Raw genomic sequence first — 25,281 nt, forward strand, 5'->3', positions numbered from 1 at the left:
TGAAAACCCCGTATCCGGCGCCGCGCGCCCCGCCCCCTTCTTCTGTTCTCAAATATCCCGGGGAGCGCGAGGGGCTGGCCCCTCGCCTGCACAGACGGTTTTGCTTTTGCCCGACAGGCATTATCTCCCCCCCATGACCACGCTTCCCGACAGCCTGCAAAACTGGTTCGACAGCCGCGGCTGGCAGGTGCATCCGCACCAACGCGCCATGCTGGAACGCGCCAACGATCCGGCGCTGCTGCTGATCGCCCCCACCGGCGGGGGCAAGACGCTGGCGGGCTTCCTCCCCACGCTTTCAGATCTTGCCGAAACCCCGCACAAAGGGCTGCATACGCTCTATATCTCGCCGCTCAAGGCGCTGGCCGCCGACATCCGGCGCAACCTGCTGATCCCCATCGAAGAGGCGGACCTGCCGATCCGGGTCGAGGACCGCACCGGCGACACCCCCGCCAGCCGCAAGAAACGCCAGCGCGCCGACCCGCCGCATATCCTGCTGACCACGCCCGAAAGCCTCGCGCTGCTCACCTCATACGAGGACGCGCCGCGCATGTTCGCGGGCCTGAAACGGGTGGTGGTGGATGAAATCCACGCGCTCAGTGAAACCAAGCGCGGCGACCAGTTGATGCTGGCGCTGGCCCGGTTGCAGGCGCTCTGCCCCGGCCTGCGCCGCGTCGGCCTGTCGGCCACCGTCGAGGACCCGCAGGCCATCGCCCGCCTGCTGGCACATGGCGACCAGCCTTGCGACATCCTGCAAGCGGACCCCGGCCCCGATCCGGACATTTCGATGCTGGTCACCGACGAGGCCCCGCCATGGTCCGGTGGCGGTGCCGCTTATTCCATTCCCGCCGTGCTGGAACAGGTCAAACAGCACCGTACCACGCTGATCTTTCACAACACCCGCGCCCAGGCCGAGATCTATTTCCACAATCTCTGGCTTGCCAATGAGGACGCGCTGCCCATCGGCATCCACCACGGCTCGCTGGATCGAGGCCAGCGCGAAAAGGTGGAACAGGCCATGGTCGCGGGCCAGTTGCGCGCCATTGTCTGCACCGGCAGCCTTGACCTTGGCATCGACTGGGGGGACGTCGACCTTGTGATTCAGGTCGGCGCGCCCAAGAACGTCAAGCGGCTGGTACAGCGGATCGGCCGCGCCAACCACCGCTACAATGCGCCGTCCAAGGCGATCCTCGTCCCCGCCAACCGTTTCGAGGTGGTCGAATGCCTCGCCGCACTCGACGCGGTCAAAGAGCACGATCTGGACGGCGACCCCCGCGGCCCCGGCCCGCGTGACGTCCTGTGCCAGCATATCCTGATCGCCGCCTGTTCTGGCCCCTTTGATGCCGACGGTCTGTTCGACGAGATGCGCGGCGCGGGCGCTTATGCCGGTCTGACCCGCGCAGAATTCGACGCCTGCCTCGATTTCTGCGCCACCGGGGGCTATGCGCTGCGCGCCTATGACCAATGGCAACGCCTGCAACAGCGCGCGGATGGCAAATGGCAGCTGCGCGATCCGCGTTCGGCCACCCGCATCCGCCAGAACATCGGCACCATTCAGGACAGCGACACGCTCAAGGTCAAATGGCGCGGGCGCGGCGGCGCGCCGCTGGGCGAAGTCGAGGAAGGCTTTGCCGCCTCGCTGACCAAGGGCGATACCTTCCTGATCGGCGGACAGATCGTCCGCTACGAAGGGCTGCGCGAACTGACGGTCGAAGTCACCCGCGACCCCGGGCGCAAACCCAAGATCGCCACGTTCATGGGCACCAAGTTCGCCACCTCCACCCAGCTCAGCACCCGTATCCTGCGCATGTTCCGCGAAACGGACTGGCCCGGCCTGCCCGCCCACACGCGCGACTGGCTGCACCTGCAACGCGAGGTCTCGCGCCTGCCGGAACCGGGCCGCCTGCTGGTGGAAAGCTTCCCGCATGACGGTCGGCAGCAACTGGTGGTCTACGGTTTTGCGGGCCGCAACGCGCAACAGACGCTTGGCCTGTTGCTGACCAAGCGGATGGAAGAGATGGGGCTGGCACCCATGGGTTTTGTCTCGACCGATTATGCCACGCTGATCTGGGGGCTGGACGCGGTGACCGACCCGACGCCGCTGTTCGACCTCGCCGCGCTCGAGGCCGGGCTTGACGGCTGGCTGGCGGGCAACGCGGTGATGAAACGCAGCTTTCGCGCCTCGGCCACCATCGCCGGGCTGATCGAACGGCAGGTCGGTGGCCAGCGCAAGACCGGGCGGCAGGCCACCATGTCCTCGGACATCCTCTATGATACGCTGCTGAAATACGATCCGGACCACCTGCTGATGCAGATCACCCGCGAAGAGGCCATGCGCGGGCTGGTCGATTTCGCCCGCATCCGCGAGATGTGCGCCCGCGTCGGCGACCGCATCGACCACCTGCGCCTCAGCCGCATCACCCCGCTGGCCGCGCCGCTGTTCCTTGAACCGGGCCGCGTGCCGATCAGGGGCGCCGCCGACGAACGCCTGATGGAAGAAGAAGTCACCCGCCTGCTGAACGAAAGCGGGCTGGCGGCGGTGGAGACCAAGCCCGCATGGCGGGTGCCCTGGTAACGGCAAACGGGCAAGAGCACCCCGCACGGCTTGCGGCAGCGCCAAAGCCGTGGCATGGAACAAGCCATGAACACCCACGCGTTCACCTTTTTCGGGGCCTCCCTCCAAGCCCTGCCTTCCGGCGCGCTGTACTGGCCGGACAGGGCGCTGCTTGTGGTGTCCGACCTGCATCTCGGCAAATCCGCGCGGCTGTCCGCCGTGGGCGGCGCGCAATTGCCCCCCTATGAAACGCGCGAAACGCTGCAACGGCTGGATGCGGATCTGGCTGCCACTGGGGCAAACCGCGTCATCTGCCTTGGTGACAGTTTCGATGCGCCGGGCGTCGACAGCGCCCTGCCCGAGGAAGACCTGCTTTGGATCACACGGCTACAGGCCGGGCGTGACTGGGTCTGGATCGCGGGCAATCACGATCCTGCCCCGGTCTCGCTCAAAGGCGCGCATCTGGCGGAGTACCAGTTGGAGGCGCTGACCTTTCGCCATATCGCCACCACAGACGGCATGGCCGAGGTATCTGGCCATTTCCACCCCAAGGCACGCCTGTCCCTGCGCGGACGCAGCCTCACAAAGCCCTGCTTTCTGCTGGACGGGCAACGTCTGATCCTGCCGGCCTACGGGGCCTATACCGGGGGCCTGCATTGTGATGCGCCGGTACTGTCCGATCTTATGGCCCCGGATGCGCTGGCCATTCTGACCGGGTCCCGCCCCGTGGCGATCCCCATGCCACGCCGCGCCCCGTCCAGAGCCTGACAAAACCCCGACGCAGCGTCATTCTTGCCTTGATACCGACGAGCGGGCCTTTTTTCGCCATGGATATTGAACAGCACCTCCGCCGCACATTTGAAATGCAGAGCATGATGAAAACGCTTGGGGCCGAACTGGTCTCGGTCGGTCAGGGCACGTCCGAGATTACCGCGCCCCTTGCCCCGGCCTTTATGCAACACAACGGGTTCGGCCACGCGGGGCTGACCTTTTCGCTGGGCGATACGGCGGCGGGCCTTGCCGCCATGACGATCCTTGGCACCGATCAGGGCGTCGTGACCTCGGAAATCGGCACCCATCTACTGGCCCCCGCCATCGGAGAGCGTCTGATTGCGCGCGGGCGTATCGTCAAACCCGGAAAACGGCTGATCGTCGTGGCCTCGGATGTCTATGCCATCAAGGACGGGGCCGAACGCCATGTGGCCATGCTGACGGGAACCATGGTTCCGATCCCGCTGACAACCGACGGATAAGGCACCGCGAGGCGGCTCCTTGACCCTCATCAGGCGGCGGTCCCTCCGGATCAGCCCTCTGGCTGCCAGGCCCGCTGACCGGGAATGTGCAGGCGCAGGGCATCGCCCAAGGCAATCCGCCCTTCACGGGCGACCATGGCGGTCACACCGCGACGACCTTCCGCAGCCGGTTTGAACCCGCGTCCCTTGCCGGGAGCGACCTTCTCAAGGCTTTTGGCCGGGTATTGGCAAGGCTGGTTCTGCATGTCGACGGTCAATGTCGCACCAGACGGGGCCTGCAAGCGCGCCGAAGGCGGCAGGTGGCTGAAATCCGGCAAGCCACTTAGCACCATCGAAGCCCCCAGCCGGGCCGGATCAATCTGGTCGACCCCGATCGCGGCGGCGATCAGCGCCAGTTCCTCTTCGCTGACGATGCTCAGCTGTCGTTCGTTGCGAATCTCTGTCCCGCGCGGATATTGCGACTTCACCCGGCCACAGGACGCCCTTGTCGCGCCGCCGTGTACAGATCCGGCGATGCCCTCGAATGTCAGGTCCAGCGCCGCGCGCACCTCGGACAGCAATTCATCGCGGTCAGTTGTCGTGACCACGCCCAGCCACGTCACGGTGGCGAAATAGTCAGTTGGGATCAGTGCCGGCATCCATGGTCCTCGTCATCCTGCGGGAACCGAACGCCCCGCCCGCGTTACCGTGAAGAACATGCGCCGGAAAGGAAAGAGCGCGCCGCCCCCCTCTGACAGCGGATAAGCCTTGGTGATCAGGTCGTCATAGGCATGAACCAGCCTGTCCCGCTCGGCCTCGCCCAGCGTTTGCAGGATAGGCCGGGCATAGGTCGCCTCGGTAAAGCGGCGCACGGGATGGCCCGGCGCGCAGGGCGGCAGCATCTGGAAATACTCACTGGACCATAGGTTCACCGCGCCCAGCGGTTCGAGAAGGTGAAAATACTGCGCCGGGCGCAACACCTCGGGCAGCGCCACCTGAGCAAGATGACCGGGGCACAGTTCCTCGGCCAGCGTGCGCCACAACCGGTGCGACGGAGCATTGTTCTGAAAGGGCACCTGCACCGCAAGCGTGCCACCGGGGGCAAGGCTCTGGACCAGTCGCACAAGCAGGTCCTGATGATCGGGCACCCAATGCAGCGCCGCATTGGAAAAGATCAGCGCAGGCACGCTTTCTGGTGCCCATTGCGCAATGTCACAGACGTCCAGCCGGTCATAGACCTCTTGCGCGCGGGCCCGTTCCATCATCGCCGGAGAGCGGTCAACCCCGATCAGGCGCGCGCCTGTTGTCTTGCAAAATCGCAGGTGAAGTTCCGGGGCCACGTCGCCCGCCCCGCAACCAAGGTCGATCACATCACCCGGCGGGACCGGGCCAACCCGCGCCAGCAGATCCAGTGCGGGCCGCAAACGATGACCCCGGAACCTGTGATAGGTCCCGGGGTCCCAGTCGTTCTGCCTCTCTCCGCTCATGCGGAAGGTTCAGGTTCCAGCCCGCCGTCGGACGGTTTGGACTTCGGCTTGGTCTTGGGAATCGCGGTCAGCGAAGGTTTGTCATCGGCGACGCCGGTGCCGTCGTCGTCATTGCCCGAATGCGGGTCTTCGCCACGCATCACGCGCTTGATCTCGTCACCGGTCAGGGTCTCGTATTCCAAAAGCCCCTGCGCCAGTCGCTCCCATTCGTCCTTGCGGTCGGTCAGGATCTGGTAGGCGCGTTCATAGGCTTCCTGAATGAAGCGGCGCACCTCTTCCTCGATCAATTCCTTGGTGTGGGCCGAAACGGACAGGCCAGCAGTGTTGCCCTGATAGCCCTCATGCGCCTCGGCATAGTCGATGTTGCCGATCTTGTCGGACATACCCCAGCGCAGCACCATCGCACGGGCCAGCGCGCTGGCCTGCTGAATGTCCCCCGCCGGACCGTTCGAGACGTTTTCCTCACCGTATTTGATGATCTCGGCCGCCTTGCCCGCCATGGTCATGGCCATCTTTTCCTCGCACTCGGACTTGTGCCAGTTCAGACGGTCGATTTCCGGCAGGCTGACCACCATCCCCAGCGCGCCGCCGCGCGGGATGATCGTCGCCTTGTAGACCGGGTCACATTGCGGCAGGGCAAGCCCAACAACCGCGTGACCAGCCTCGTGGTAGGCGGTCTTTTCCTTCTGCTCGTCGGTCAGGACCATGCTGCGGCGCTCGGCGCCCATCATGACCTTGTCCTTGGCGTTCTCGAAATCTTCCATGGTGACGAACCGCCGTCCGACTCGCGCCGCCATCAGCGCCGCCTCGTTGACAAGGTTCGCCAGGTCGGCACCCGAAAAACCGGGCGTGCCGCGCGCGATGATGCGCAGGTCCACATCGGGGCCCAGCGGGGTCTTGCGCGCGTGCACGGCAAGGATCTTTTCGCGGCCCTTGATGTCGGGATTCGGCACCGTCACCTGGCGGTCGAAACGACCGGGACGGAGCAGTGCCGGGTCCAGAACGTCACGACGGTTGGTGGCGGCGACGATGATCACGCCTTCGTTCGCCTCGAACCCGTCCATTTCGACCAGCAGCTGGTTCAGCGTCTGTTCGCGTTCGTCGTTGCCACCGCCGTAGCCTTGGCCACGGGCGCGGCCCACGGCGTCGATCTCGTCGATGAAGACGATGCAGGGCGCGTTCTTTTTCGCCTGCTCGAACATGTCGCGCACACGGCTTGCACCGACACCGACAAACATTTCCACGAAGTCGGAACCGGAAATGGTGAAGAAGGGCACGCCCGCCTCGCCCGCAATCGCGCGCGCCAGCAGCGTCTTACCGGTGCCCGGAGGGCCAACCAGCAGTGCGCCCTTGGGGATCTTGCCGCCCAGACGGCTGAATTTCTGCGGGTTGCGCAGGAATTCCACGATCTCTTCCAGCTCTTCCTTGGCCTCGTCGATGCCCGCCACGTCGTCAAAGGTCACACGGCCATGCTTTTCGGTCAGAAGCTTCGCCTTGGACTTGCCAAAGCCCATGGCCCCGCCTTTGCCGCCGCCCTGCATCCGGTTCATGAAATAGATCCAGACACCGATAAGCAGCAGGAAGGGAAGAAGCGACAGCAGGAAGGCCTGAAAGCCCGACTGTTCCTGCGCCTCGGCCTTGACCGGCACGTTGTTGTCCAACAGCAGGTTGGTCAGTTCCGCGTCTTCGGGCTTGATGGTGACGAAATCCTGCCCCTCGGACGAGCGATAGCGCACCTGTTCCCCGTCGATGGTCACCGAACTGACGTTCTGCGTCTCGACCGCACGAACGAAATCGGAATAGCTGACCTCACGGCTCTGCAAGGTGGTGCCACCACCCGAGAACAGGTTGAAGAGCGCCAGGATCAGGAGGAACAGAACGACCCAGAAGGCGATGTTTCTTGCGTTACCCAAGGGGGGAACTCCTTTGAAAGCTTTGCGGGCTCATAGCACGGCGAGTTGGATTGTAACATAGAGATACCTGACGCGGCTTCAATGCACCGGCAGGAACTCGCAAGGGTCAAGACCGTGGCACAGACGCGCAGTTTCGCCCGGCCCGACGCCCAGCGCGTCACAGGCCACCAACCTGTCTCCCCGCCAGAGCGAGGGCAGCGACAGCGCGACGCGAAACGGCGGCGCGCCCTCGGGACGATCGGCAACCTGTTTCCAACCATCCTCGCCCAGCGCGCGGACCCGGCAATCTTCGAATCCCGGTCGCAGGATTTGCCATCGCTTGTCCCATGTCGCCCCCGGCCGGGCCGCACCAGCAAGGCCCGCGACCGAGGCAAATTCCCGGAACATCACCAGGCGGCCGCGATGGTGGATCACCTCACAGCCCTGCAACGTGCCGCCCCCGCCGCTGGCCATACGTTCGCGCAGGGTTTCCAAGGCCTCGGCACGCGGGGCATAGTTTCCGCCCGCCACAGATCGGATCATCGCTGCCAGCAGGCGACGCTGGGTGGCAGGATCGCAGGCCGTTAGCCAATCCGGATCCAGCGTCAGGATGCCGGTGCCCTCGCCCAGCGTGCCGCCAAACCTGCCCCAAACCTGTCGCGCATAACGGTGCAACGCGCGCGAGTCGTCTCGCAGCCGTCCGGCCGTTGCGGCCAGCACATCCCGGCCCAACCCGGCCTCGGTCAAAAGGGGCAAGAGCCTACGCATCTGAACCCGCTCATAAGACGGATCGTCATTCGATGGGTCCTCGACCCAACGGCCATGCAGAACCTGCAGGTAGTGCCGCAATTCGTCCCGTCCCATGTCAAGGCACGGCCGGACCAGATGAAACCCCTCTCCACCCCGGTCCCCCGGCGGGCACTCTCCTGTCAGCTCTCCCACCGATCCGCCGTCCGGTCGCACAAGGCGAGACGACTCCATCGCGGCCAGACCATCGGCACCCGATCCGCGTTTCAGGCGCATCAGAAAAGTCTCGGCCACGTCGTCGCGCGTGTGCGCCATCAGGACATGACGAATGCCGCCCCGCCAACGGTCGATCAGGTCCAGACGGGCCCGGCGAGCAGCATCCAGCTTGTTGCCCTGCCCGTCCCAGTGCCAGCGCAGCACGGCGTGCGGCCAGCCCAACAGTTTGCATTCCTCGGCCACCATCCCGGCCTCGGCGGCGCTTTCTTCGCGCAAGCCGTGGTCAACGGTCACCACCCAAAGCCGCACGCCCCAAACCCGCGTCCAGTTGTGCGCAAGATACAGCATCGCCATGCTGTCCCCGCCACCGGAGACAGCCAGCGCAATATCGGTTGGAAAATCGGGGCCCAGCAACTGGCCCATCGACTCGGCAAACCGCTGGTCGAGCGTCACCGGATTATTGGCAATTCAGCTTTTGACGGCTGGCTGCCGCCTGTGCCACCGCATCCGACCCGGGATACCGCGCGGCCACCTCGCCCAGCGTGATGCAGGCCTCGCTCACCGAGCCAAGGGCCGCCAATGCATCGCCCAACCGCCACAGCGCCTCGGGCGCGACACCGGCATCGGGGAAACCCGAATAGGCGGAAAGATAGCGCCGCGCCGCTTCGCGCGTGTCGCCCTGCGCCTCCAATGCGCGCCCCTCTCCGACCAGAGCAGCCGGTTCCAGCGGTCCCATCGGATAGGTTTCCCGGAATTGCGCGAACAGCAGCTCGGCGCCGGAATAGTCGCCTTCTTCCAGAGCCTTCAAAGCCGCCCGAAAATCGGCCTCTTCGCTGACGGCCAGTTCGCCGTCAAAGGGAAGCGCATCCGTCGCAGGGGCCGGTGCCGGTTGAGCGGGCGTTACCGACGGGACGGCACCGCCCCCCAATGGGTCTGTCTCGGCCAGTTTGCCGATGTCACATCCCGGCTCCAGCTCGCACAGGCGAAATTTCAGATCGCCAATGCGGTTGGTGCCATCCTCGACAACACGGCCAAGGCGGAACTCCAGCTCTTCGGTCTTGGCGGTCAAACGCTGCAATTCGCGTTCGATTGCCGTGATCCGGTCCAGAGCCGAGCCGCCGATCGAAACCGATGGCGCACCCGTGGTGTTCAGTTCGCTGCGCAATTTGCGCAATTCGACCGTCAGAACGGCAAGGTCCTGCCGAACGTCGGCAAGCGTTTCACCCTGCTGGGCCGCAGCCATTCCGCCTGCCAACAGGCAGCTTCCGAACACCAAAGCGCGCAGCATGTCTTACCCCGTCAGGCTGCTGGCCGAGATCACCGTCACGGCGCGACGGTTCTTGGCATAGCAGGATTCCTCGGAACAGATCTCCAGCGGGCGTTCCTTGCCGTAACTGACGAACTTCAGCCGGCTTTGCGAAATCCCCTTGGCGACAAGGTATTCCATCACCGCGTTGGCCCGGCGTGCGCCCAATGCAAGGTTGTATTCCCGCGTGCCTTGCTCGTCCGCGTGACCTTCGATGATGGCCAGATAGTCGGGGTTGTCCATCAGCCACTTGGCCTGACCATCCAGCACCACGCGTGCCTCGGGCGACAGCGACGACTGATCGACGGCAAACAGGACGCGATCGCCGACACGAGCCGAGAAATAGGCCGGCGAGGCCGGATCGTCGATGCTGCCGGGGGCATAGGTGCCCGGGCCGCCCGCCCCACGAGAAGCGTCGTCGCCATTGAACCGCGACGGGCTGGTACAGGCCGCCGTGGCCAGCGCCGCGCCAATCAGGATGGCCTTGGTAAGGTGTTTCATGGATCTGGTCCTGCTCTGGTCATTGCGTCCGTTTTATCACAGGGCGCAAGATATGGGAAATGACGTCTTATTGCAGCGGGCCCCAGCTGGGGTCCGACGCCCCGGCCGGTGTCCGCACCCGTTTGAGGTTGCGCCCGGAAATATCGACGGAATACAGCGCCGACGACCCCTGCGCGCCCTGCGTTTCGCGCGAGAACATGATGACCCGTCCGTTGGGGGCCCATGTCGGGCCCTCGTCAAGGAAAGAGGCCGTCAGCAGGCGCTCCTCGCTGCCGTCCGTGCGCATCACGCCAATATGGAAACGGCCGCCATTTTGCTTGGTAAAGGCGATACGGTCGCCGCGCGGGCTCCAGACAGGGGTGCCATACCGACCCTCGCCAAAGCTGATCCGCTGCGCTTCGCCGCCCATGGCCGGCATGACGTATAGCTGCTGAGTGCCCGAACGGTCGCTTTCAAAGACGATGCGCTGACCATCTGGCGAAAAACTCGGCGCGGTCTCGATCGAAGGGGCCGAGGTCAGCTGCCGTGTTGCACCACTGGCCAGATCCATCGCGTAGATATCGGTGTTCGACCCTTGCGTCAGCGAATAGACCACCATCCGCCCGTCCGGCGAAAAACGCGGCGCAAAGCTCATGACCCCGTCGCCGACCTGAAGGATCGTGCTGGACACGGTGCCGACGGTCAGCAGGTGGATGCGGGGAAAGCCGGTCTGATAGCTGGTGTACAGAACCCGGTCGCCATTGGGTGAAAAGCGCGGCGCCAACACGATCGAGCTGTCGTCAGTGACATACTGCACGTTCGCGCCGTCGTAATCCATGATGGCCAGCCGTTTCTGCCGCGCATCCTTGGGACCGGTTTCGGAAACGAAAACCACGCGGCTGTCGAAATAAGGAGACTCGCCGGTCAGGCGGCTATAGACCTCGTCGGCGACCTTGTGCGCAAGCCGGCGCCAACCGCTGGTGTCCGAGGCGAACTGCATGCCCTGCCCCAGCTCTTGCCCGGCGAAAACATCCCAGACCCGGAACTTGACCACCAGTCGGCCCGATGCGTCGGCAGAGACCGAGCCGGTGATCAGCGCCTGTGCGTTGATTGCCTTCCAATCGGCGAATTGTACCGGCGCGCCAAAACTGCTGACCCGGGCGATATGCGCGTCGCGCGGGATTTCACGGAACAGGCCCGTCCCGGTCAGATCCGAGGCGATCACGCGGCTGAGTTCGGCGGCAAACTGTTCGGCTTCGGCGGATTCGGCGACAAAGTCGGGCACCGCGTAGGGCAAGGGTTCGATGACACCTTCGGTGATCTCGATCCGCAGGGGGCCGGACTGAGCCGTCGCGGCCACGGGCATGAAGGCCGTGGCACAGACAAGAACCAGGGCGGCGATGCGTGCGATCATCTGGGATTTGCCTCCTTCGGGCGCTGCTCGGACCGGATGCGGCGGGTCTCTGCCCGCCTGCGGTTAACCTATCCTGATTTGATGTGCCGCAAAACAGGCAATCCCGGTGTCGCAAGGGGGAATTTGCGCAGGAAATCGCTCATTTCGGGCGGTTTTGTTTCGAAACACCTTGGGCAACACCAACCGGGAACGCCGGTCAGCGCAACCGCATCTGTTCGGGGTTAAAGACCATCTCGACCTCTTTCCACTGGTCGTATTTATCGGCGGGAAGATCGTAGCCCTCGGTTCCCTGACAGCGCAGGACCGCGCGGCGCGCCGCCTGAAAGGCTGTCTGAACGGCGGCCGAACTGCCTTCGGTTGCGCCGACCAGATTCAGGCTGCCCGGAATCACCTTGCCGTCCGGATCCAGTTCCATGCCCAGCGTGACGGTGACATTCGCCGCCTCGGAGCCGACATCGACCACCCAACAGGCCTGCACCGCAAGGCGCAACGCCTCGCGTTCGCCACGGGTCAGCGGCGGGCCGGACGGGCCGGCGGGGGGTGTTGCCGCAAGCGCATCGGCCAGCGCCGACGTAATATCGGCGTTCACATCCGGCAGGACAGGTGCCTGAGGCGTTGGGTCGGGCGTGGTGGCCGGAGCGGGATCGGTCGCGGGATCGGGTGTGGCGGACGGGGCCGCCGGACGCGGCGCACGCGCCTGCGGGCGCAGGGATGCACTGGGCGCAAAACGCTCCTCTGCCTCGGTCACGATTTCGGTCGAGGTTTCGGGCGGGGCTGTCGGATCGCGTTGCTCTTCCACGACCTCGGGACTGTCGGCATCGGGATCAGCGGCGTCGACACGTTCCTCGGCCCGCTCGGTGGTCGGATCGGGCGGGGGGGCAACCGGTTCGCTGGCCACGCGATCCGCCGGTCGCGCCTGCGGACGCAACGATGCCGAAGGTGCGCGCGTCGCCGGGGGCGGCGCAGGTTGCGGCGCGATCGGAGCGGGCACAGGTTCGGGATCCGGCAAAGGCGCGGGCACGGGCAAAGGATCCGGTTCGGGCACCGGTTGCGGCTCCGGTTCCGGTTCTGGCTCTGGCTCCGGGGTCGGCTCTGGTTGTGGTTCCGGCACCGGGTCAGGCTGCGGGGCTGGTTCCGGCACGGGTTCAGGTTCTGGTTCGGGCGTCGGAGGCGGCACCGGGTCGACAGGCTCGGTGGGCGTTACCGGATCCGGCGTCGGATCAACCACGGTCTGACCGGTCAGAGCGGCGAAATCCTCCTCGCTCAGCACGGTGACATCGGCCACCTGCACCTGTGGCGGGTCCGCCGAGAACACATCGCCCAGCACCAGCCAGGCAAACAGCAGGGCATGCGCCCCGCCGGATATGTATAGATAGCGGTTCATCCGCGCCTCAGCCGCCGTCGCGCCCGTCAAGCGCCGGGCCACCTGCATCCGTCACCAGCCCGATCGACGAAAAGCCGCCCGCGTTCAACGCGCCCATGATCTGGGCCACGTCGCTGTAGGGAACTGTCCCGTCGGCCCGCAGATACACCCGGTCGTCCGCCCGTTCCGCCGCAATGGCGCGCAAACGGTTCACCAGATCCTCCCGCGCGATTTCGCTGTTCTGGATCAAGACGGTGCCATCGGCTGCAAGCGTGACGGTCAGCGGCTCCTGCGGGTCGCTGGGCAGCGCCTGCGCCGCCGTCTTGGGCAGTTCCACCGGCACGCCCACCGTCAACAGCGGTGCCGCAACCATGAAGATGATCAGCAGCACCAGCATGACGTCCACAAAGGGCGTCACGTTGATTTCGGCCATGGGCTGCGCCCTCCGCCGGCGCGATCCGCGCCGCCGCTTGCCTCCGCCCGATTTCATGACCCCGGCCCCCATGGCTCAGGAATCCAATTGGCGGGACAGGATGGTGGCGAATTCGTCCGCGAAGGCTTCGTAGTTGCCCACGATCCGATCCGCATCCGCCGAAAACTTGTTGTAGAAGATCACCGCCGGGATGGCCGCCAACAGACCAAGGCCCGTGGCCAACAGCGCCTCGGCGATGCCGGGCGCCACGACAACCAGCGAGGTATTCTGTTGTTCGGCGATCTGGATGAAGGAATGCATGATCCCGAAAACGGTCCCGAACAGCCCGATGAACGGCGCGGTCGATCCCACGGTGGCCAGCACGGGCAGACCGCGCTGCAACTGATCAGCTTCCTTCTGGATCGCCACATCCATGCTGCGGTCGATTCGGCTTTGGGCATTGGCGATCAGCCCGCCATCCTCGCGGTGGCTGCGCCGCCATTCCATCATGCCCGCGGCAAAGACCCGTTCAGACCGCCCCTTGGGGTCCGGCCCCAGTTGTTCGAACAATTCGTCCAGCGGCTCCCCCGACCAAAAGGCGCGGTCGAATCTTGACGCTTCGCGCCGGGCGCGCCGGTAGCTGACGAATTTCTCGATGATGATGGCCCAGGCCCAGACAGAGGCCGCCATCAGCATCAGCATGACGAGTTTCACCGTCAGTGTCGCGCGCATGAAAAGGCCCCAGAAGGAGAAGTCGATCTCCGACGCGAGGGCAAGCGTTCCTGCTTCCATTGATCTGCTCATTTCCTGTCGGCCCCTGTGGCCGGGGCTCTGATTACAGGGATATCTACCCGATTTGCAGGGGAAACGCCAATAGATTGGCAACAGGATGCCGGTTTGCGTGAAGATGGGCGATTCCCCGCCTGAGGCCCGCCTCCGGCCCTGGATTTCGGCGGCTTGGGGGCTTTGTGCTATGCTGTGCAGGTGTTTCCGGCCAGAGGATCCGCCATGTCCAAGCCTTTATGCCTTCTCATCGGCCACGGCCCCGGCCTTGGCGCAGCCTATGCGCAGAGGTTCATTGACGCGGGCTATGACCTGATCCTGCTCAGCCGGTCAGGCGCGGTGTTTGACGGCCACATGCCACCGGGCGCCGAAGCCCGCGCGCTGGCCAGCGACGCGGGTGATCCGGACGCGCTAAGCGCCACCCTGGACACCGTGGTCGCGGATCATGGCCTGCCCGACGTGGTGCTGTATAATGCCGACGTGGCGGTTTTTGGCACGTTGGATGACGTGAACGAGGCGCAGTTCGAACAAAGCTGGCGGGTCAGCACGCTTGGTCTGTTCACCACCGCGCGCAAGCTGGGTCCGCTGATGGCTGCGCGCGGGTCCGGCGCGGTGATCGTCTCGGGGGCGACGGCGGCGCTGCGCGGCAAGGACTGGACCACGGCCTTTGCCCCCGGTAAGGCCGCCCAGCGCATCCTTGCGCAATCGCTTGCCCGACAATTGGCCCCCAAAGGCGTGCATATCGCCTATATTGTGATCGACGGGGTGATCGACACCGCCGACACACGGTCCGGGTTTGCCAAGGGCAAACCCGATGATTTCTTTATTCAGCCCGCGCGGATCGCGGACACCGCGCTGATGCTGGCGCGGCAGGACCGATCGGCATGGAGTTTCGAGATCGACCTGCGGCCCTTTGGCGAAATCTGGTAGCCGCCGCCTCGCGGCCTAGTGCACCTGTTGCCGCAAAGCCTTGGGCAAACGCGCCGGTTGCCCGTCGCGGGTCACGCAGACCGCCGTGACCTCGGCCCGAAAGACCGCCTCTTCGCCGCGCATAACCTCTTGGGTCATGATCAACCGCACGCCGGTCATGCTTTTGACCGTGGTGCGCACCTCCAGCGCGTCATCATATTTCGCGGTCATCAGGTAATCGGCCTCGATCCGCCGCACGACAAAGACAATCCCGTCCTCCTCGCGCATCGCGTTCTGGTCCAGCCCCTGCTGCTTGACCCAGTCAGAGCGCGCCCTTTCGATGAACTTGAGATAGTTGGCATGATAGACGATCCCCGCCATGTCAGTGTCTTCATAGTAGACGCGGATCTGAAAACGATGCATCGGCGGGCTCCTTTTCGGTCTGCGCGGACCCTAGGCGCGCCGACCATCGGCGGCAACCACAGGCAGGCGGATTTCTCTGTCAGCGCTTGCGCCGCCCGCCCGCGCTGCGGCTGTGAAAGCTCGGCGGGCGTTTCGCAACCCAGGCAAGGAACCGGGCCATCTGGGGGTGGGCGCGCAGCTTTTCGACCGTGTTCAGATCGCGCGCCAGTTCCGCCTCGGTAAAGCGGGCGTGAATCTCGCTGTGGCAGATCTGGTGCAACAGGACGACCGGCCCGCCCTTGCCGCCTTTCAGCTTGGGCACCAGATGATGCAGGCTTTGCCGCGCATCTCGAGGGATCGGACGCAGGCACAGCGGACACATCGGTTCTGATCCGTCTTCCATATCGCTCCCCTTGTCCCCGGACGGCCCTTTGGGCAAGAGGATGTGACGCAGACGTCAAGGATCAAGCGAAATGGACTTCGACCTCGCCGAGCAGCCCGAGATCGTGCAACAGGCCGCAGGCTACGCCCTACAAGGATGGGACATCGCACGCGAATGGTTGCTCTCCCCCGCCGCGTGGTCGCAATTCGGCCTGCTGGCGGGTGCCTTTGTCCTGGCTTGGCTTCTGACACGCAGGCTGCGGCCTTGGCTGGAGCGGGTGCTGACCCCGGCGCGGGCGCGGGTTTCGATGCTGTCTTCGACGCGCCGTTTCCTTTTGATATTCGTGCCCCTGTTGCTGCCGCTACTGGCATGGGCCTTTACCGGCATCGGGGAAAGCCTGACGCGGGCGATCTTCAACTCGGGCGCGGTGATCGCCTTTGGCAAACGGGTGTTCCTGTTTCTGGCCGCCCGCATCCTAGTGCGAGAAATCGTGCAGGACGGTTTTCTGAAAGTCTTGGGCCGCCTGATCCTGCTGCCCGTCATGGCGCTATACGCCGTTGGCCTGCTGGATACGGCCACCGACCGTTTGAATGAACTGACCGTCAGCCTTGGCAATATCGAATTCACCGCAATGGCCGTGATCCGCGGGCTAATCGCCGGATCGATCCTGTTCTGGCTGGGCCGCTGGTCGAACGACCAGACCGGGGCCTATATCCACAAGCAGGAGGAAATGCGCCCCGCCACCCGGCAACTGGCCGCCAAGGCGGCAGAGTTCACGATCTTTGGTCTGGCTTTTCTGCTGCTGATGAACATCGTCGGCATCCCGCTGACCTCGCTTGCCGTTCTGGGCGGTGCCATCGGCGTCGGTCTTGGCTTTGGCCTGCAAAAGATCGCCTCGAACTATATCTCGGGCATCATCCTTTTGCTGGAGGGTCAGGCAACGGTTGGCGACTACGTCGAACTCGACAATGGCGAAACCGGCACGATCGTCCAGACAACCGCCCGCGCCATGATCCTTGAAACCTACGATGGCCGATGGATCGTGGTGCCGAACGAGGATTTCATCACCACCCGCGTCATAAATTATTCCGATCAGGGCAGCGCCAACCGATACGAGGCGCCCTTTTCGGTCAGCTACAAAACCGACATCAACAAGGTGCCCGACATTGTCGAGGCCGCAGTTGCCAAGCACCCGGCCGTTCTGGCCGAGCCCTATCCGCCCGATTGCGAATTGCGCGGGTTTGGCGAATCCGGTGTGGATTTCGCGGTGGAATTCTGGGTGAACGGCATCGACGACGGGCCAAACAAATACACCTCTGACGTGTTGTTCCTGATCTGGAATGCGCTGAAGGACAACGGGATCGAGATCCCCTACCCGCATAGGGTGGTCGAAATTCAGAACCCGACAGATGGTTCCGCGCCAAAGGCGCAGGGACAGTGACGGCGCGCGCGCTGGTCATTGGCGGCGGGCCGGCGGGGCTGATGGCTGCGGACGCCTTGCTGGCGTCGGGGCACGCTGTGACCCTCGTCGAAGCCAAACCCTCGCTTGCCCGCAAATTCCTGATGGCCGGCAAATCCGGGCTGAACCTGACCAAGATGGAGCCGTTCGACCGCTTCCTGACCGCTTATGGCGAGGCCGCGCCACGCCTCGAACCGATGCTGAAGCAATTCGGCCCGCAAGACGTATCTGACTGGGCCGAAGGTCTGGACCAAGAGGTGTTTGCCGGATCGACCGGGCGGCTTTTTCCCAAGGCGATGAAAGCCTCTCCTCTGCTCAGAGCATGGCTGGCGCGACTGGATAGCATGGGGCTTGACCGGCGAACCCGCTGGCGCTGGCAAGGCTGGGGGACGGACGGCGCTTTGGGTTTCGACACGCCGGAGGGCCATCGGGACATGCGCCCGCACGTCACTGTTCTGGCGCTTGGCGGCGCAAGCTGGGCACGACTGGGGTCAGACGGCGACTGGGCGGCGCATTTCCGGGCGCACAACCTGCCCGTCGCCCCCTTTGCGCCGTCAAACGCCGGGCTGTCTGTGCCGTGGTCCTCGCATATGGCACCGCATTTTGGTCAACCGATCAAGAACATCGGGCTGTATGCCGGGGGCCTGTCCAACCGGGGCGAAATCGTGGTCTCGGCACGTGGGTTGGAAGGCGGCGGTCTCTACCCGCTGACCCCGGCCCTGCGGGAGGGGCGTCCGCTGCGGATCGACCTGAAACCGGACCTTGACCTTGGGGCACTGACAGACCGGCTTGCCCGTCCGCGTGGCAAGCAAAGCCGCGCCAATGCCCTGCGCAAGGCGCTGGGGTTGTCACCTGCCGCGCAGGCCTTGTTGATGGAATTCGCCCGCCCGCTGCCGGATACGCCCGAGGCCCTTGCCAGACGGATCAAGGCGCTGGAGATCCCCGACGCCGAAGTGCGCCCAATGGACGAGGCGATCTCGACCGCAGGCGGGGTGCCGCTTGCGGCGCTGGATGACGGCCTGATGCTAAGGCAGCGACCGGGCGTTTTCTGCGCCGGCGAGATGCTGGATTGGGAGGCCCCGACAGGGGGCTACCTGCTGACCGCCTGCCTTGCCACAGGACTGTGGGCGGGGCAGCACGCAGCCGCCTATCTGGACGCCAACGACGGCCCCCAAAACCGGGCCTAGCGGCGGGACGCCGCAACTTTTGACCAGATCAACGTCGTGCGATTGTTCAGGGCCCGCCCGTCCGCAGTGTCATTGTCAGCCACCGGATCATCGGCCCCGAAACCAAGGGCTTTGATCCTTTCAGGCGGAACACCGCGCCTGATCAACGCATCAGCCAAAAGCCTCGCCCGCTGCTCGCTGAGCCTTTGATTGACCGAAGCGGCACCAAAATTGTCCGTATGGCTTTCGATCCGCAAGGCCAGACCGCCATCGCCCGTACAGACGCGCGCCACCGCTGCAAGCTGGTTCACCGACGCCATGGCCCCGGAGGCCAGCCGCGCCGCGCCCGGCAAGAACCGCGGTGCCCCGGCAAGACGGGTTTGCCGGGCGCATTCCGCCACCGAGGGTGCAAAATCCAGCGATGGCAACCAATGGCCGGACAAAAGGACCTGTGTGCCAGCCAGCGCAGCATTCCAGCGCCGCGTGCCGTCCGGCGGCAAGGCTCCACGCGCAACCTGCCGTAAATCCAAGCCGTCCGATTGGGCCAAGACCGCGCGGATCTGGTCGCGAAACAACGGCAGATCGCCGCCGGGCGAAAGCACCGCCTCGACGTTGATCACATCGGGGGACATCGACAGGCTCAGGGCTTCGACTTCGGCCAGCCAAGGCGCGATGACGGCCAGCAAGGCGGTCGCGCGGGGCAAAGGCGCGTCTTCATCCATAGGCAATGCCGCCTCGGGCGCCGGCAACCCCAAAAGACCCGCAGCCGCAAAGGCATCCAGATCGGCGGGCAAGACACCTGAAAGGACCATGCCCGTGTCCGGCAGATAGCTCAGGCGAGCCTTTAGCGTCCGGCCATCATCCAGCAGGTCAAACTCTCGCTGCTGGACGAACCCCTTCGGCAGCAAAGCCAGATGCGTTTCGACCCGCTGTGCGCTTTGTGGATCGGCCAAGACAGCCGTCAGGCTGAGCCCCCTTTCCTCCAGCCGCAAGCGGCCTTCGATCACCTCGGCAAAGATGTCCTGAACGGAATCCAAGGTCAGCAACCAGCCCTCGGTGTCCGGATAGGGAGAGATCACAACACCCGCCCCGTCGGCCCGCAGGTTCGCCAGCCAGTCTGGCGGGAACTCCCGCGGCAAATAACCTTGCGCCTCAACCGTTTCGCCCCTGCGATCCAGTTGCAACCAGAACGGATGCGGCCCCGAGGCGGGCAACAGCGTAAAGTCCAGCGAATAGCCCTTGGGCAGATCGGCGCGCAGTTCGTCCAGTGCGGCCCGCAATTCTGCTCCGCCGTGCAGGTTGGTCAAAACCACCGCGCCCGCAGAAACAAGGGCCAGCCCCTGTTCGGCCCGCGCCAGCACGGCAACCGCGCCTGTCATGGCAAGCGCCAGATCCGGATCTTGCGGATCAACCGGACCAACGGTCAGTTCGACGCTCTGGACGTTGTCGAAAGCCGCAGCCAAATCCGCCTCGGATACGGTGGGGGGCAGTTTGCCACGCAGGGTCACGCCGCGGCGAGGGTGGCTGTCCGCGACCAGAAGGAACGGCCTGCCATCGTCCCGCGCCGACAGGTCGTGCGTCACGTTCAGCCCCTCTGGCAGTTCGTCCAGCGCCGCGTGAACCGCCCGCAGATCCGCTGGCCACAGCACCTCGCCGGTGATCGTTGCACCTTTGGCGGACAGCCGCGCTTCGCCCCGCTGCAATGGGGCCATAGCCTCGGCCAGTGTCAGAACCGCCGGGTCCCAATCCTCAAATGGCGCACCGCGGGCAATCTGAATCGCCCCCGCAGGCGCGCCGATCCTGCGCGCAAGCGCGTCCGAGGCTGCACGCCGCGACAGGTGGCCCGTGACCTTGGTGCCTGTCTCGTCCTTGCGCAGCGAAAAGGTGAAATTGGGGACATGCGGCAAGACCGCCAACCGTGAATCGAGGCTTTCCATCCCCTTGATGTCGCGCAGCGCGCCTTCGATGGCGCGCCGCTCTGATTGGCTTTGCACCAACCCTTCGACAATCAGCGTCCGCCCCTTGACCGTCAAAACAGGCGGATCGGGAAACCCGGCAAGGATTGCCGAGGCCTGCGCCTGAAGGCCGGCCTCGATCGTCGGGTCCTCGCTTGGCACCTGAAAAAGGCCCAGACCGGCGAGGGTCAGGAATATGACCAGCGCGCCGATGGCTTCGACAAGCGCCTTGGCCGACATCCGGTCAGATCGCGGCCTTGCGGCTTTCCTCGAGATAGATCTCGCGCAGGCGCAGGGCACGCGGACCCGGCGTGCCACCGGCCAAAGCGACGCCGTCGATTTCCACCACGGGCATCACGAAAGTCGAAGCCGAGGTGATGAAAGCCTCATCAGCCCCCTGTGCCTCTTCGATGGTGAAATTGCGCTCTTCGACTTCCATCTGCGCCTCCTTGGCGAAACGCAGGACAGCGGCGCGCGTAATGCCGTGCAGGATGTCGTTGGACAGACCACGGGTCACGATCTTGTTGCCCTTGATGAAATAGGCATTGTTCGAGGTGCCCTCGGTCACGAAACCGTCCTCGACCAGCCAGGCATCATCGGCACCGGCCTTTTTGGCCATCATCTTGCCCATGGACGGGTAAAGCAACTGGACCGTCTTGATATCGCGGCGGCCCCATCGTTGATCTTCGATCGAAATCACGCGAATGCCTTTTTGTGCCGCCGGGCTGTTGGCAAGGCCCGGTTTGTTCTGGGTGAACAGCACGATGGTCGGCGGGGTGGTGTCCGGGTCGGGAAAGACAAAATCGCGATCATCGGGGGCACCGCGCGTGATCTGAAGGTAAACGAGGCCCTCTTCGATCTCGTTGCGCTCCACCAGTTCGCGGTGGATTTCCAGCAGTTCTTCGGTGCTGACCGGGCTGCGCATGTCCAGTTCGTTCAGCGAGCGTTGCAGGCGTGTTGCGTGGCCCTCGAAATCGATCAGCTTGCCGCCAAGAACCGAGGTCACCTCATAGACGCCATCGGCCATCAGGAAAGCCCGGTCAAAGATCGAGATCTTTGCCTCGTGCTCGGGCAGGAATTCTCCGTTCACGAAAACGGTGCGGGTCATGGGCGTATTCCTTGAAGGCTGTTGCGGAGGTGTTTTAGGCAGCCACCGGGCGGGCCGCAAGTGTTACGGTTTCGTGCGGGCACTGCGCCGGGGCCCTGCCCGACCGGGTGCCCTGCCCTAGCCCCAGAGCCGGGTTTCGGGCGGGTGGACGCCGCTCTGGTCAAAGACCAGCGGCGTTTCGCGGTCCTCGGCCAGCAGAAGGGGCCCGTCCAGGTCCGTGACCTGCGCGCCCTGCGCCACCAGAACGGCGGGCGCCATGGCAAGGCTGGAACCGACCATGCAGCCGACCATGATGCCATAGCCCTCGGCCAGCGCGGCCTCGCGCAGGGCCAGTGCCTCGGTCAGGCCGCCGGTCTTGTCCAGCTTTATGTTGACCACGTCGTATTTGCCCTTGAGACCGGGCAGCGAGGCGCGGTCGTGACAGCTTTCGTCGGCGCAGACGGGCACCGGGCGCTTCATGCCGATCAGGGCCTCGTCCTCGCCGGCGGGCAGCGGCTGTTCCACCAGCGCCACGCCAAGGCGTTGCAGATGCGGGGCAAGATCGGCATAGACCTCGGCGCTCCAGCCTTCGTTGGCGTCGACGATGATGCGGGACTTGGGGGCGCCACGACGGACGGCCTCCAGCCGGGGCATGTCATCCGGGGTGCCAAGCTTGATCTTCAACAGTGGCCGGGCGGCATGTTTACGGGCAGCGGCTTCCATGTTTTCGGGCGAATCCAGCGACAGCGTGTAGGCGGTGATTTCAGGGCCCGGCGCGGGCAAACCGGCCAGTTCCCATGCGCGCTGACCCGCCGCCTTGGATTCCAGATCCCAAAGCGCACAATCCACGGCATTGCGTGCGGCCCCCGCAGGCAATGCGTCGTACAGACCGGCCCGAGTGATCCCCTCAGGCAGGGCTTCGATCTCGGCGGTGACGCTGTCCAGCGTTTCGTCATAGCGGGCGTAGGGGACACATTCGCCCCAGCCCGTGACCTGCCCGCGCCGGATGCGCACCGTCAGTACCTTCGCTTCGGTTCGCGAACCGCGGCTGATCGTAAAAGCCTCAGCCAGCCGGAACACATCGCGCGTCACGGTGATGGTCATGCCCGTTCTCCCTGCTTCTTTTGGGTGGTTATGGCCGGAATACGCCCCGCCTGCCAGCCTTGGCCGCAGGATGCCACGCGCCCCAAGGGACGGTGGGCGGGGCGCCTTTCGCGCCTTGCGCGAAACAGCGTCCGGCCAAAGGCCGGACCGCCCGACGTCAGAGCGCGGCCAGCGCGTCGACCAGACGGTCGGCACCGTGCCGGAACGGATCCACCGTCGGCAGCCCCAGACGGGCCTCGACCTCTTCGCAATAGCTGCGCGCCTCCGCTTCACCCATGTGCTGGGTGTTGATCGAAACGCCGACAACCTTGCAGTCAGGGTTCGCCACCTTGGCAAGGCTCAGCGACAGGTCCCGCACCTCTTCCAGCGATGGCAGCGCATAGCCCGGCAGGCCGCGCATATGGCTGCGCGTGGGTTCGTGGCAGAGGATAAGCGCGTCGGGCTGGCCACCGTGGATCAGCGCCAGCGTCACACCCGAGAACGAGACGTGGAACAGGCTGCCCTGCCCTTCGATCACGTCCCAGTGGTCCTCGTCATTGGCGGGGGTCAGGTATTCGATCGACCCGGCCATGAAATCCGCGACAACCGCGTCCAACGGAACGCCGTCGCCGGTGATCAGGATACCGGTCTGACCCGTGGCGCGGAAGGTGGATTTCATCCCGCGCTCGCGCATCGCCGCGTCCAGCGCCAGTGTGGTGTACATCTTGCCCACCGAACAATCGGTGCCCACGGCCAGCACGCGCTTGCCCGGACGTTTGACGCCATCGGCGATGGGATAGTCGACTTCGGGCACGCGCACGTCATGCAGGGCGCGGCCGGTCGCCTCGGCCACGGCTTTCAGGTCCGGTTCGTCACGCAAAAGGTTGTGCAGGCCGGAAGCCAGATCAAATCCTTCTTCCAGCGCCGCAACCAGCACCTTTTTCCACGCCTGACTGATCTTGCCGCCCCGGTTGGCCACGCCGATCACCAGCGTCTTGGCCCCTGCGGCCTTGGCTTCGGCCAGGGTCATGTCGGTCAAACCCAGATCGGCCTTGCACCCTTCCATGCGGTACTGGCCGACGCAGTTCTCCGGACGCCAATCGCGGATGCCCTGTGCGACCTTGGCGGCCAGCCCGTCGGGCGCGTCGCCCAGGAACAGCAGATAGGGTGTCTCGATCATTGTCGTCTCCAATTCGCGTATTCCACCAAGCTTGGCCGAGTCGCTCTGCAAAGCGGTTGCTTTTCAAGCGCCCATGTCATGTTTTTGCGAAGATTCTTGCGCAGCTTTGCGCGTTTGCCGAAGAAACGTGCAGGTCGATGGTGGAATGGCGGGTTGAGCCACCGCCCGCTGCATTCTAGCCTCGAAGGGGATTGTCGCATTCACTTCAAAAGGTTGCCTCATGCTCCATCGCCTTGCTCCACAAGTCCGCGCATTTGCGGCCCTTTTGTTCTGCGCCGCCGCTCCGGCCGGGGCCGCAGAATTTCTCGAAGGCGGCGATGCAGACCTTGGCTGTATTCTGACCATCGAGGGCCAGATCGGGCCCGGCGATGCCGAGGCCTTTCGCGGTGCGCTGGACCGGATCATCGGCGACCCTTACCGGGGGGACAGCGACTTTCTGGACCGGATGGACATGCGTGGCGGTCTGGCCGTGCCGCGCATCTGCCTGAACAGCCCCGGAGGCTCGCTGGCCGAAGCGCTGAAAATGACCGATGTGCTGACCAATCGCGCCGGAACCAGCGACTATCTGTATACGTCGATCGGCACCGCCGTTCCGGCCCGGGCGATTTGCCATTCCGCCTGCGCGGTGCTGTTCATGGCGGGCGGCACCCAAAGCGAAAGCGAGGCCGGCCGCCTGCCCAACCGTGTTCTGCACGCTCGCGGATCGCTGGGGTTCCATGCCCCCGGCCTGTTCATCGCGGATGGAAATTACAGCGCCGAAACCGTCGGAAAGGCTTTCAGCATCGCGGTGCAATCCATCGGAGAACTCAGCGACAGGCAGAATGCCCTGCGGTTTCCGGCCTCGTTGCTGAATCGCATGGTCGGCACACCGCCTGAGGACATGTATGTGCTGACCACGGTCGGCGAGGCGACACAGTGGATGATCGACATTGCCGGGCTGCCTTATCCAGAGCGTCCCGGCCTGAATCATCTGGTGAATGTCTGCCTGAACGCGCAACCCGCGCTGCGCCCATCCGCCGGATACAGGCAAAGCTATGTCACGCCGCACGATGGCGACGGGCGCAGCTTTTTCAACGGGCGCAAGCTGGGCAATCTGGCCCAGTCCGTCGCGCAGTACTATGGCGGCGGCGAAGCGCGGATCAACCTTGGCGGGGATGAGTTCGGAGAGGCCTATTTCAACAGCGATCCCGAAGAGCCGGTCACCGGCGGACTGAACTGCGAAGTCAATTTCGGCGGGCGCTGGCCGCTGGAGTCACCGATGCGCGGCAACACCCGCCGCTTTGCCGTATCGGCCTACCAAGGCGGACAAATGGCGGTGGACCAGGCCGCACTGTACCCGCCCTGGGCCCGGTTCGCCGACATGGCCGCACGGCATGGGTCCCGCCCGGTCCCCGCCCGAACGATCCTGTGGGACGACAACAAGACCGTGGCGACCCGGTGTTATGTCTACAACTCCAATGACCGGATGACAGATGACGATCCCTGCACGGCCGTGGAAAGCGTGCAGCTCCTTGGGGACGGCAGTTTCGAACTGGTGCATCAGTTCACATGGCCCAGCGGATCGCGCACCACGCTGACGTGGCAAGGCTATGATGTGCAGATCAACGGGAACCGCGCCGAAGGTGCCTATATCGAGGCGGCAAGTGCCGAAGGCGTGGAGATCATGTGCCTGCGCAACAGCGCCTCTGGCAATGCGTTCTGCTTTCAACAGGTGCCTTTCGACTAGGATTGCTGCACCTGCGAAAAAACAGCTTGCGGGTCAGCGCGCAGTTTTA

The 25,281-nt window shown here is 64.7% G+C and carries 23 protein-coding genes; 7 read left to right on the top strand and 16 right to left on the bottom strand.

All coding sequences use genetic code 11. The annotated features are described in order from the left end of the window. Positions 1–133: 133 nt before the first annotated feature. The 3 genes from KJP30_RS08715 (at position 134) to KJP30_RS08725 (ending at position 3,804) form a co-directional block, all read left to right on the top strand. Positions 134–2,572 carry a ligase-associated DNA damage response DEXH box helicase gene (locus KJP30_RS08715; protein WP_218448652.1) on the top strand — a complete coding sequence of 813 codons (2,439 nt, stop codon included), beginning with the start codon at positions 134–136 and terminating at the stop codon, positions 2,570–2,572. A gap of 66 nt (positions 2,573–2,638) precedes the next feature. After that, positions 2,639–3,319, top strand: coding sequence for a ligase-associated DNA damage response endonuclease PdeM (gene pdeM / locus KJP30_RS08720; protein WP_218448653.1), 681 nt, complete (start codon positions 2,639–2,641; stop codon positions 3,317–3,319). Between the two features lie 104 nt (positions 3,320–3,423). Then, the gene (locus tag KJP30_RS08725) at positions 3,424–3,804 is read left to right on the top strand and encodes a PaaI family thioesterase (protein WP_224874083.1); all 381 of its coding nucleotides are present in this window, start codon (positions 3,424–3,426) and stop codon (positions 3,802–3,804) included. 50 nt (positions 3,805–3,854) lie between these two features. On the opposite strand, the gene KJP30_RS08730 is transcribed toward KJP30_RS08725, so the two are convergent. From KJP30_RS08730 to tolQ, 10 genes are all read right to left on the bottom strand, one after another. Then, a complete protein-coding gene (locus KJP30_RS08730; RefSeq protein ID WP_218448655.1) occupies positions 3,855–4,442 on the bottom strand; it encodes an MOSC domain-containing protein in 588 nt (195 codons plus the stop codon). A gap of 12 nt (positions 4,443–4,454) precedes the next feature. Continuing rightward, a complete protein-coding gene (locus tag KJP30_RS08735; protein WP_218448656.1) occupies positions 4,455–5,270 on the bottom strand; it encodes a methyltransferase domain-containing protein in 816 nt (271 codons plus the stop codon). Next, complete coding sequence (ftsH, locus tag KJP30_RS08740) at positions 5,267–7,183, bottom strand: ATP-dependent zinc metalloprotease FtsH (protein ID WP_218448657.1); 1,917 nt, start codon at positions 7,181–7,183, stop codon at positions 5,267–5,269. Before ftsH ends, KJP30_RS08735 begins: the two co-directional genes overlap by 4 nt. A gap of 78 nt (positions 7,184–7,261) precedes the next feature. Then, positions 7,262–8,578 (bottom strand): tRNA lysidine(34) synthetase TilS, encoded by a 1,317-nt coding sequence (gene tilS, locus KJP30_RS08745; RefSeq protein WP_343222758.1) that lies wholly within the window; start codon positions 8,576–8,578, stop codon positions 7,262–7,264. Positions 8,579–8,582: 4 nt separating this feature from the next. Beyond that, positions 8,583–9,413: a tol-pal system protein YbgF gene (gene ybgF, locus KJP30_RS08750; RefSeq protein WP_218448658.1), complete on the bottom strand. Its 831-nt coding sequence runs from the start codon at positions 9,411–9,413 to the stop codon at positions 8,583–8,585. A gap of 3 nt (positions 9,414–9,416) precedes the next feature. Continuing rightward, positions 9,417–9,932: a peptidoglycan-associated lipoprotein Pal gene (gene pal, locus KJP30_RS08755; RefSeq protein ID WP_218448659.1), complete on the bottom strand. Its 516-nt coding sequence runs from the start codon at positions 9,930–9,932 to the stop codon at positions 9,417–9,419. 67 nt (positions 9,933–9,999) lie between these two features. Beyond that, positions 10,000–11,325 carry a Tol-Pal system beta propeller repeat protein TolB gene (gene tolB / locus KJP30_RS08760; RefSeq protein WP_218448660.1) on the bottom strand — a complete coding sequence of 442 codons (1,326 nt, stop codon included), beginning with the start codon at positions 11,323–11,325 and terminating at the stop codon, positions 10,000–10,002. A gap of 196 nt (positions 11,326–11,521) precedes the next feature. Beyond that, on the bottom strand, positions 11,522–12,709 hold the full coding sequence (gene tolA / locus KJP30_RS08765) for a cell envelope integrity protein TolA (RefSeq protein WP_218448661.1): 1,188 nt from the start codon (positions 12,707–12,709) through the stop codon (positions 11,522–11,524). Positions 12,710–12,716: 7 nt separating this feature from the next. Further along, positions 12,717–13,193 (bottom strand): protein TolR, encoded by a 477-nt coding sequence (gene tolR, locus KJP30_RS08770; protein WP_218448662.1) that lies wholly within the window; start codon positions 13,191–13,193, stop codon positions 12,717–12,719. A gap of 3 nt (positions 13,194–13,196) precedes the next feature. After that, positions 13,197–13,892 (bottom strand): protein TolQ, encoded by a 696-nt coding sequence (gene tolQ, locus KJP30_RS08775; RefSeq protein ID WP_218448663.1) that lies wholly within the window; start codon positions 13,890–13,892, stop codon positions 13,197–13,199. A gap of 216 nt (positions 13,893–14,108) precedes the next feature. On the opposite strand from tolQ, the gene KJP30_RS08780 reads away from it, so the two are divergent. Beyond that, entirely contained in the window at positions 14,109–14,813 is a 705-nt protein-coding gene (locus tag KJP30_RS08780) for an SDR family NAD(P)-dependent oxidoreductase (protein ID WP_218448664.1), read from the top strand. A gap of 15 nt (positions 14,814–14,828) precedes the next feature. On the opposite strand, the gene ybgC is transcribed toward KJP30_RS08780, so the two are convergent. Beyond that, complete coding sequence (gene ybgC / locus KJP30_RS08785; protein WP_218448665.1) at positions 14,829–15,215, bottom strand: tol-pal system-associated acyl-CoA thioesterase; 387 nt, start codon at positions 15,213–15,215, stop codon at positions 14,829–14,831. A 79-nt stretch (positions 15,216–15,294) separates the two neighbouring features. Next, positions 15,295–15,597, bottom strand: a complete 303-nt coding sequence (locus KJP30_RS08790) for an HNH endonuclease family protein (protein WP_218448666.1) — start codon at positions 15,595–15,597, stop codon at positions 15,295–15,297. Positions 15,598–15,667: 70 nt separating this feature from the next. Between KJP30_RS08790 and KJP30_RS08795 the strand changes: the two genes are divergently transcribed. After that, the gene (locus KJP30_RS08795) at positions 15,668–17,017 is read left to right on the top strand and encodes a mechanosensitive ion channel family protein (RefSeq protein ID WP_218448667.1); all 1,350 of its coding nucleotides are present in this window, start codon (positions 15,668–15,670) and stop codon (positions 17,015–17,017) included. Beyond that, positions 17,014–18,222, top strand: coding sequence for a TIGR03862 family flavoprotein (locus KJP30_RS08800; RefSeq protein ID WP_343222759.1), 1,209 nt, complete (start codon positions 17,014–17,016; stop codon positions 18,220–18,222). Before KJP30_RS08795 ends, KJP30_RS08800 begins: the two co-directional genes overlap by 4 nt. Here the strand turns inward: KJP30_RS08800 and KJP30_RS08805 are convergent. The 4 genes from KJP30_RS08805 to dgcN form a co-directional block, all read right to left on the bottom strand. Then, on the bottom strand, positions 18,219–20,396 hold the full coding sequence (locus tag KJP30_RS08805) for an OmpA family protein (RefSeq protein ID WP_218448668.1): 2,178 nt from the start codon (positions 20,394–20,396) through the stop codon (positions 18,219–18,221). The two genes, KJP30_RS08800 and KJP30_RS08805, sit on opposite strands and share 4 nt — an antisense overlap. 4 nt (positions 20,397–20,400) lie before the next feature. Continuing rightward, positions 20,401–21,264, bottom strand: a complete 864-nt coding sequence (locus tag KJP30_RS08810) for a D-amino-acid transaminase (protein WP_218448669.1) — start codon at positions 21,262–21,264, stop codon at positions 20,401–20,403. A 117-nt stretch (positions 21,265–21,381) separates the two neighbouring features. Next, entirely contained in the window at positions 21,382–22,347 is a 966-nt protein-coding gene (gene dgcA, locus KJP30_RS08815; protein ID WP_218448670.1) for an N-acetyl-D-Glu racemase DgcA, read from the bottom strand. Between the two features lie 157 nt (positions 22,348–22,504). Further along, positions 22,505–23,506, bottom strand: a complete 1,002-nt coding sequence (dgcN, locus tag KJP30_RS08820) for an N-acetyltransferase DgcN (protein WP_218448671.1) — start codon at positions 23,504–23,506, stop codon at positions 22,505–22,507. 220 nt (positions 23,507–23,726) lie between these two features. Between dgcN and KJP30_RS08825 the strand changes: the two genes are divergently transcribed. Continuing rightward, complete coding sequence (locus KJP30_RS08825) at positions 23,727–25,232, top strand: COG3904 family protein (RefSeq protein ID WP_218448672.1); 1,506 nt, start codon at positions 23,727–23,729, stop codon at positions 25,230–25,232. The last annotated feature ends 49 nt before the right edge of the window (positions 25,233–25,281 follow it).

This window comes from Antarctobacter sediminis (assembly GCF_019218285.1).
Classification (GTDB): domain Bacteria; phylum Pseudomonadota; class Alphaproteobacteria; order Rhodobacterales; family Rhodobacteraceae; genus Antarctobacter; species Antarctobacter sediminis.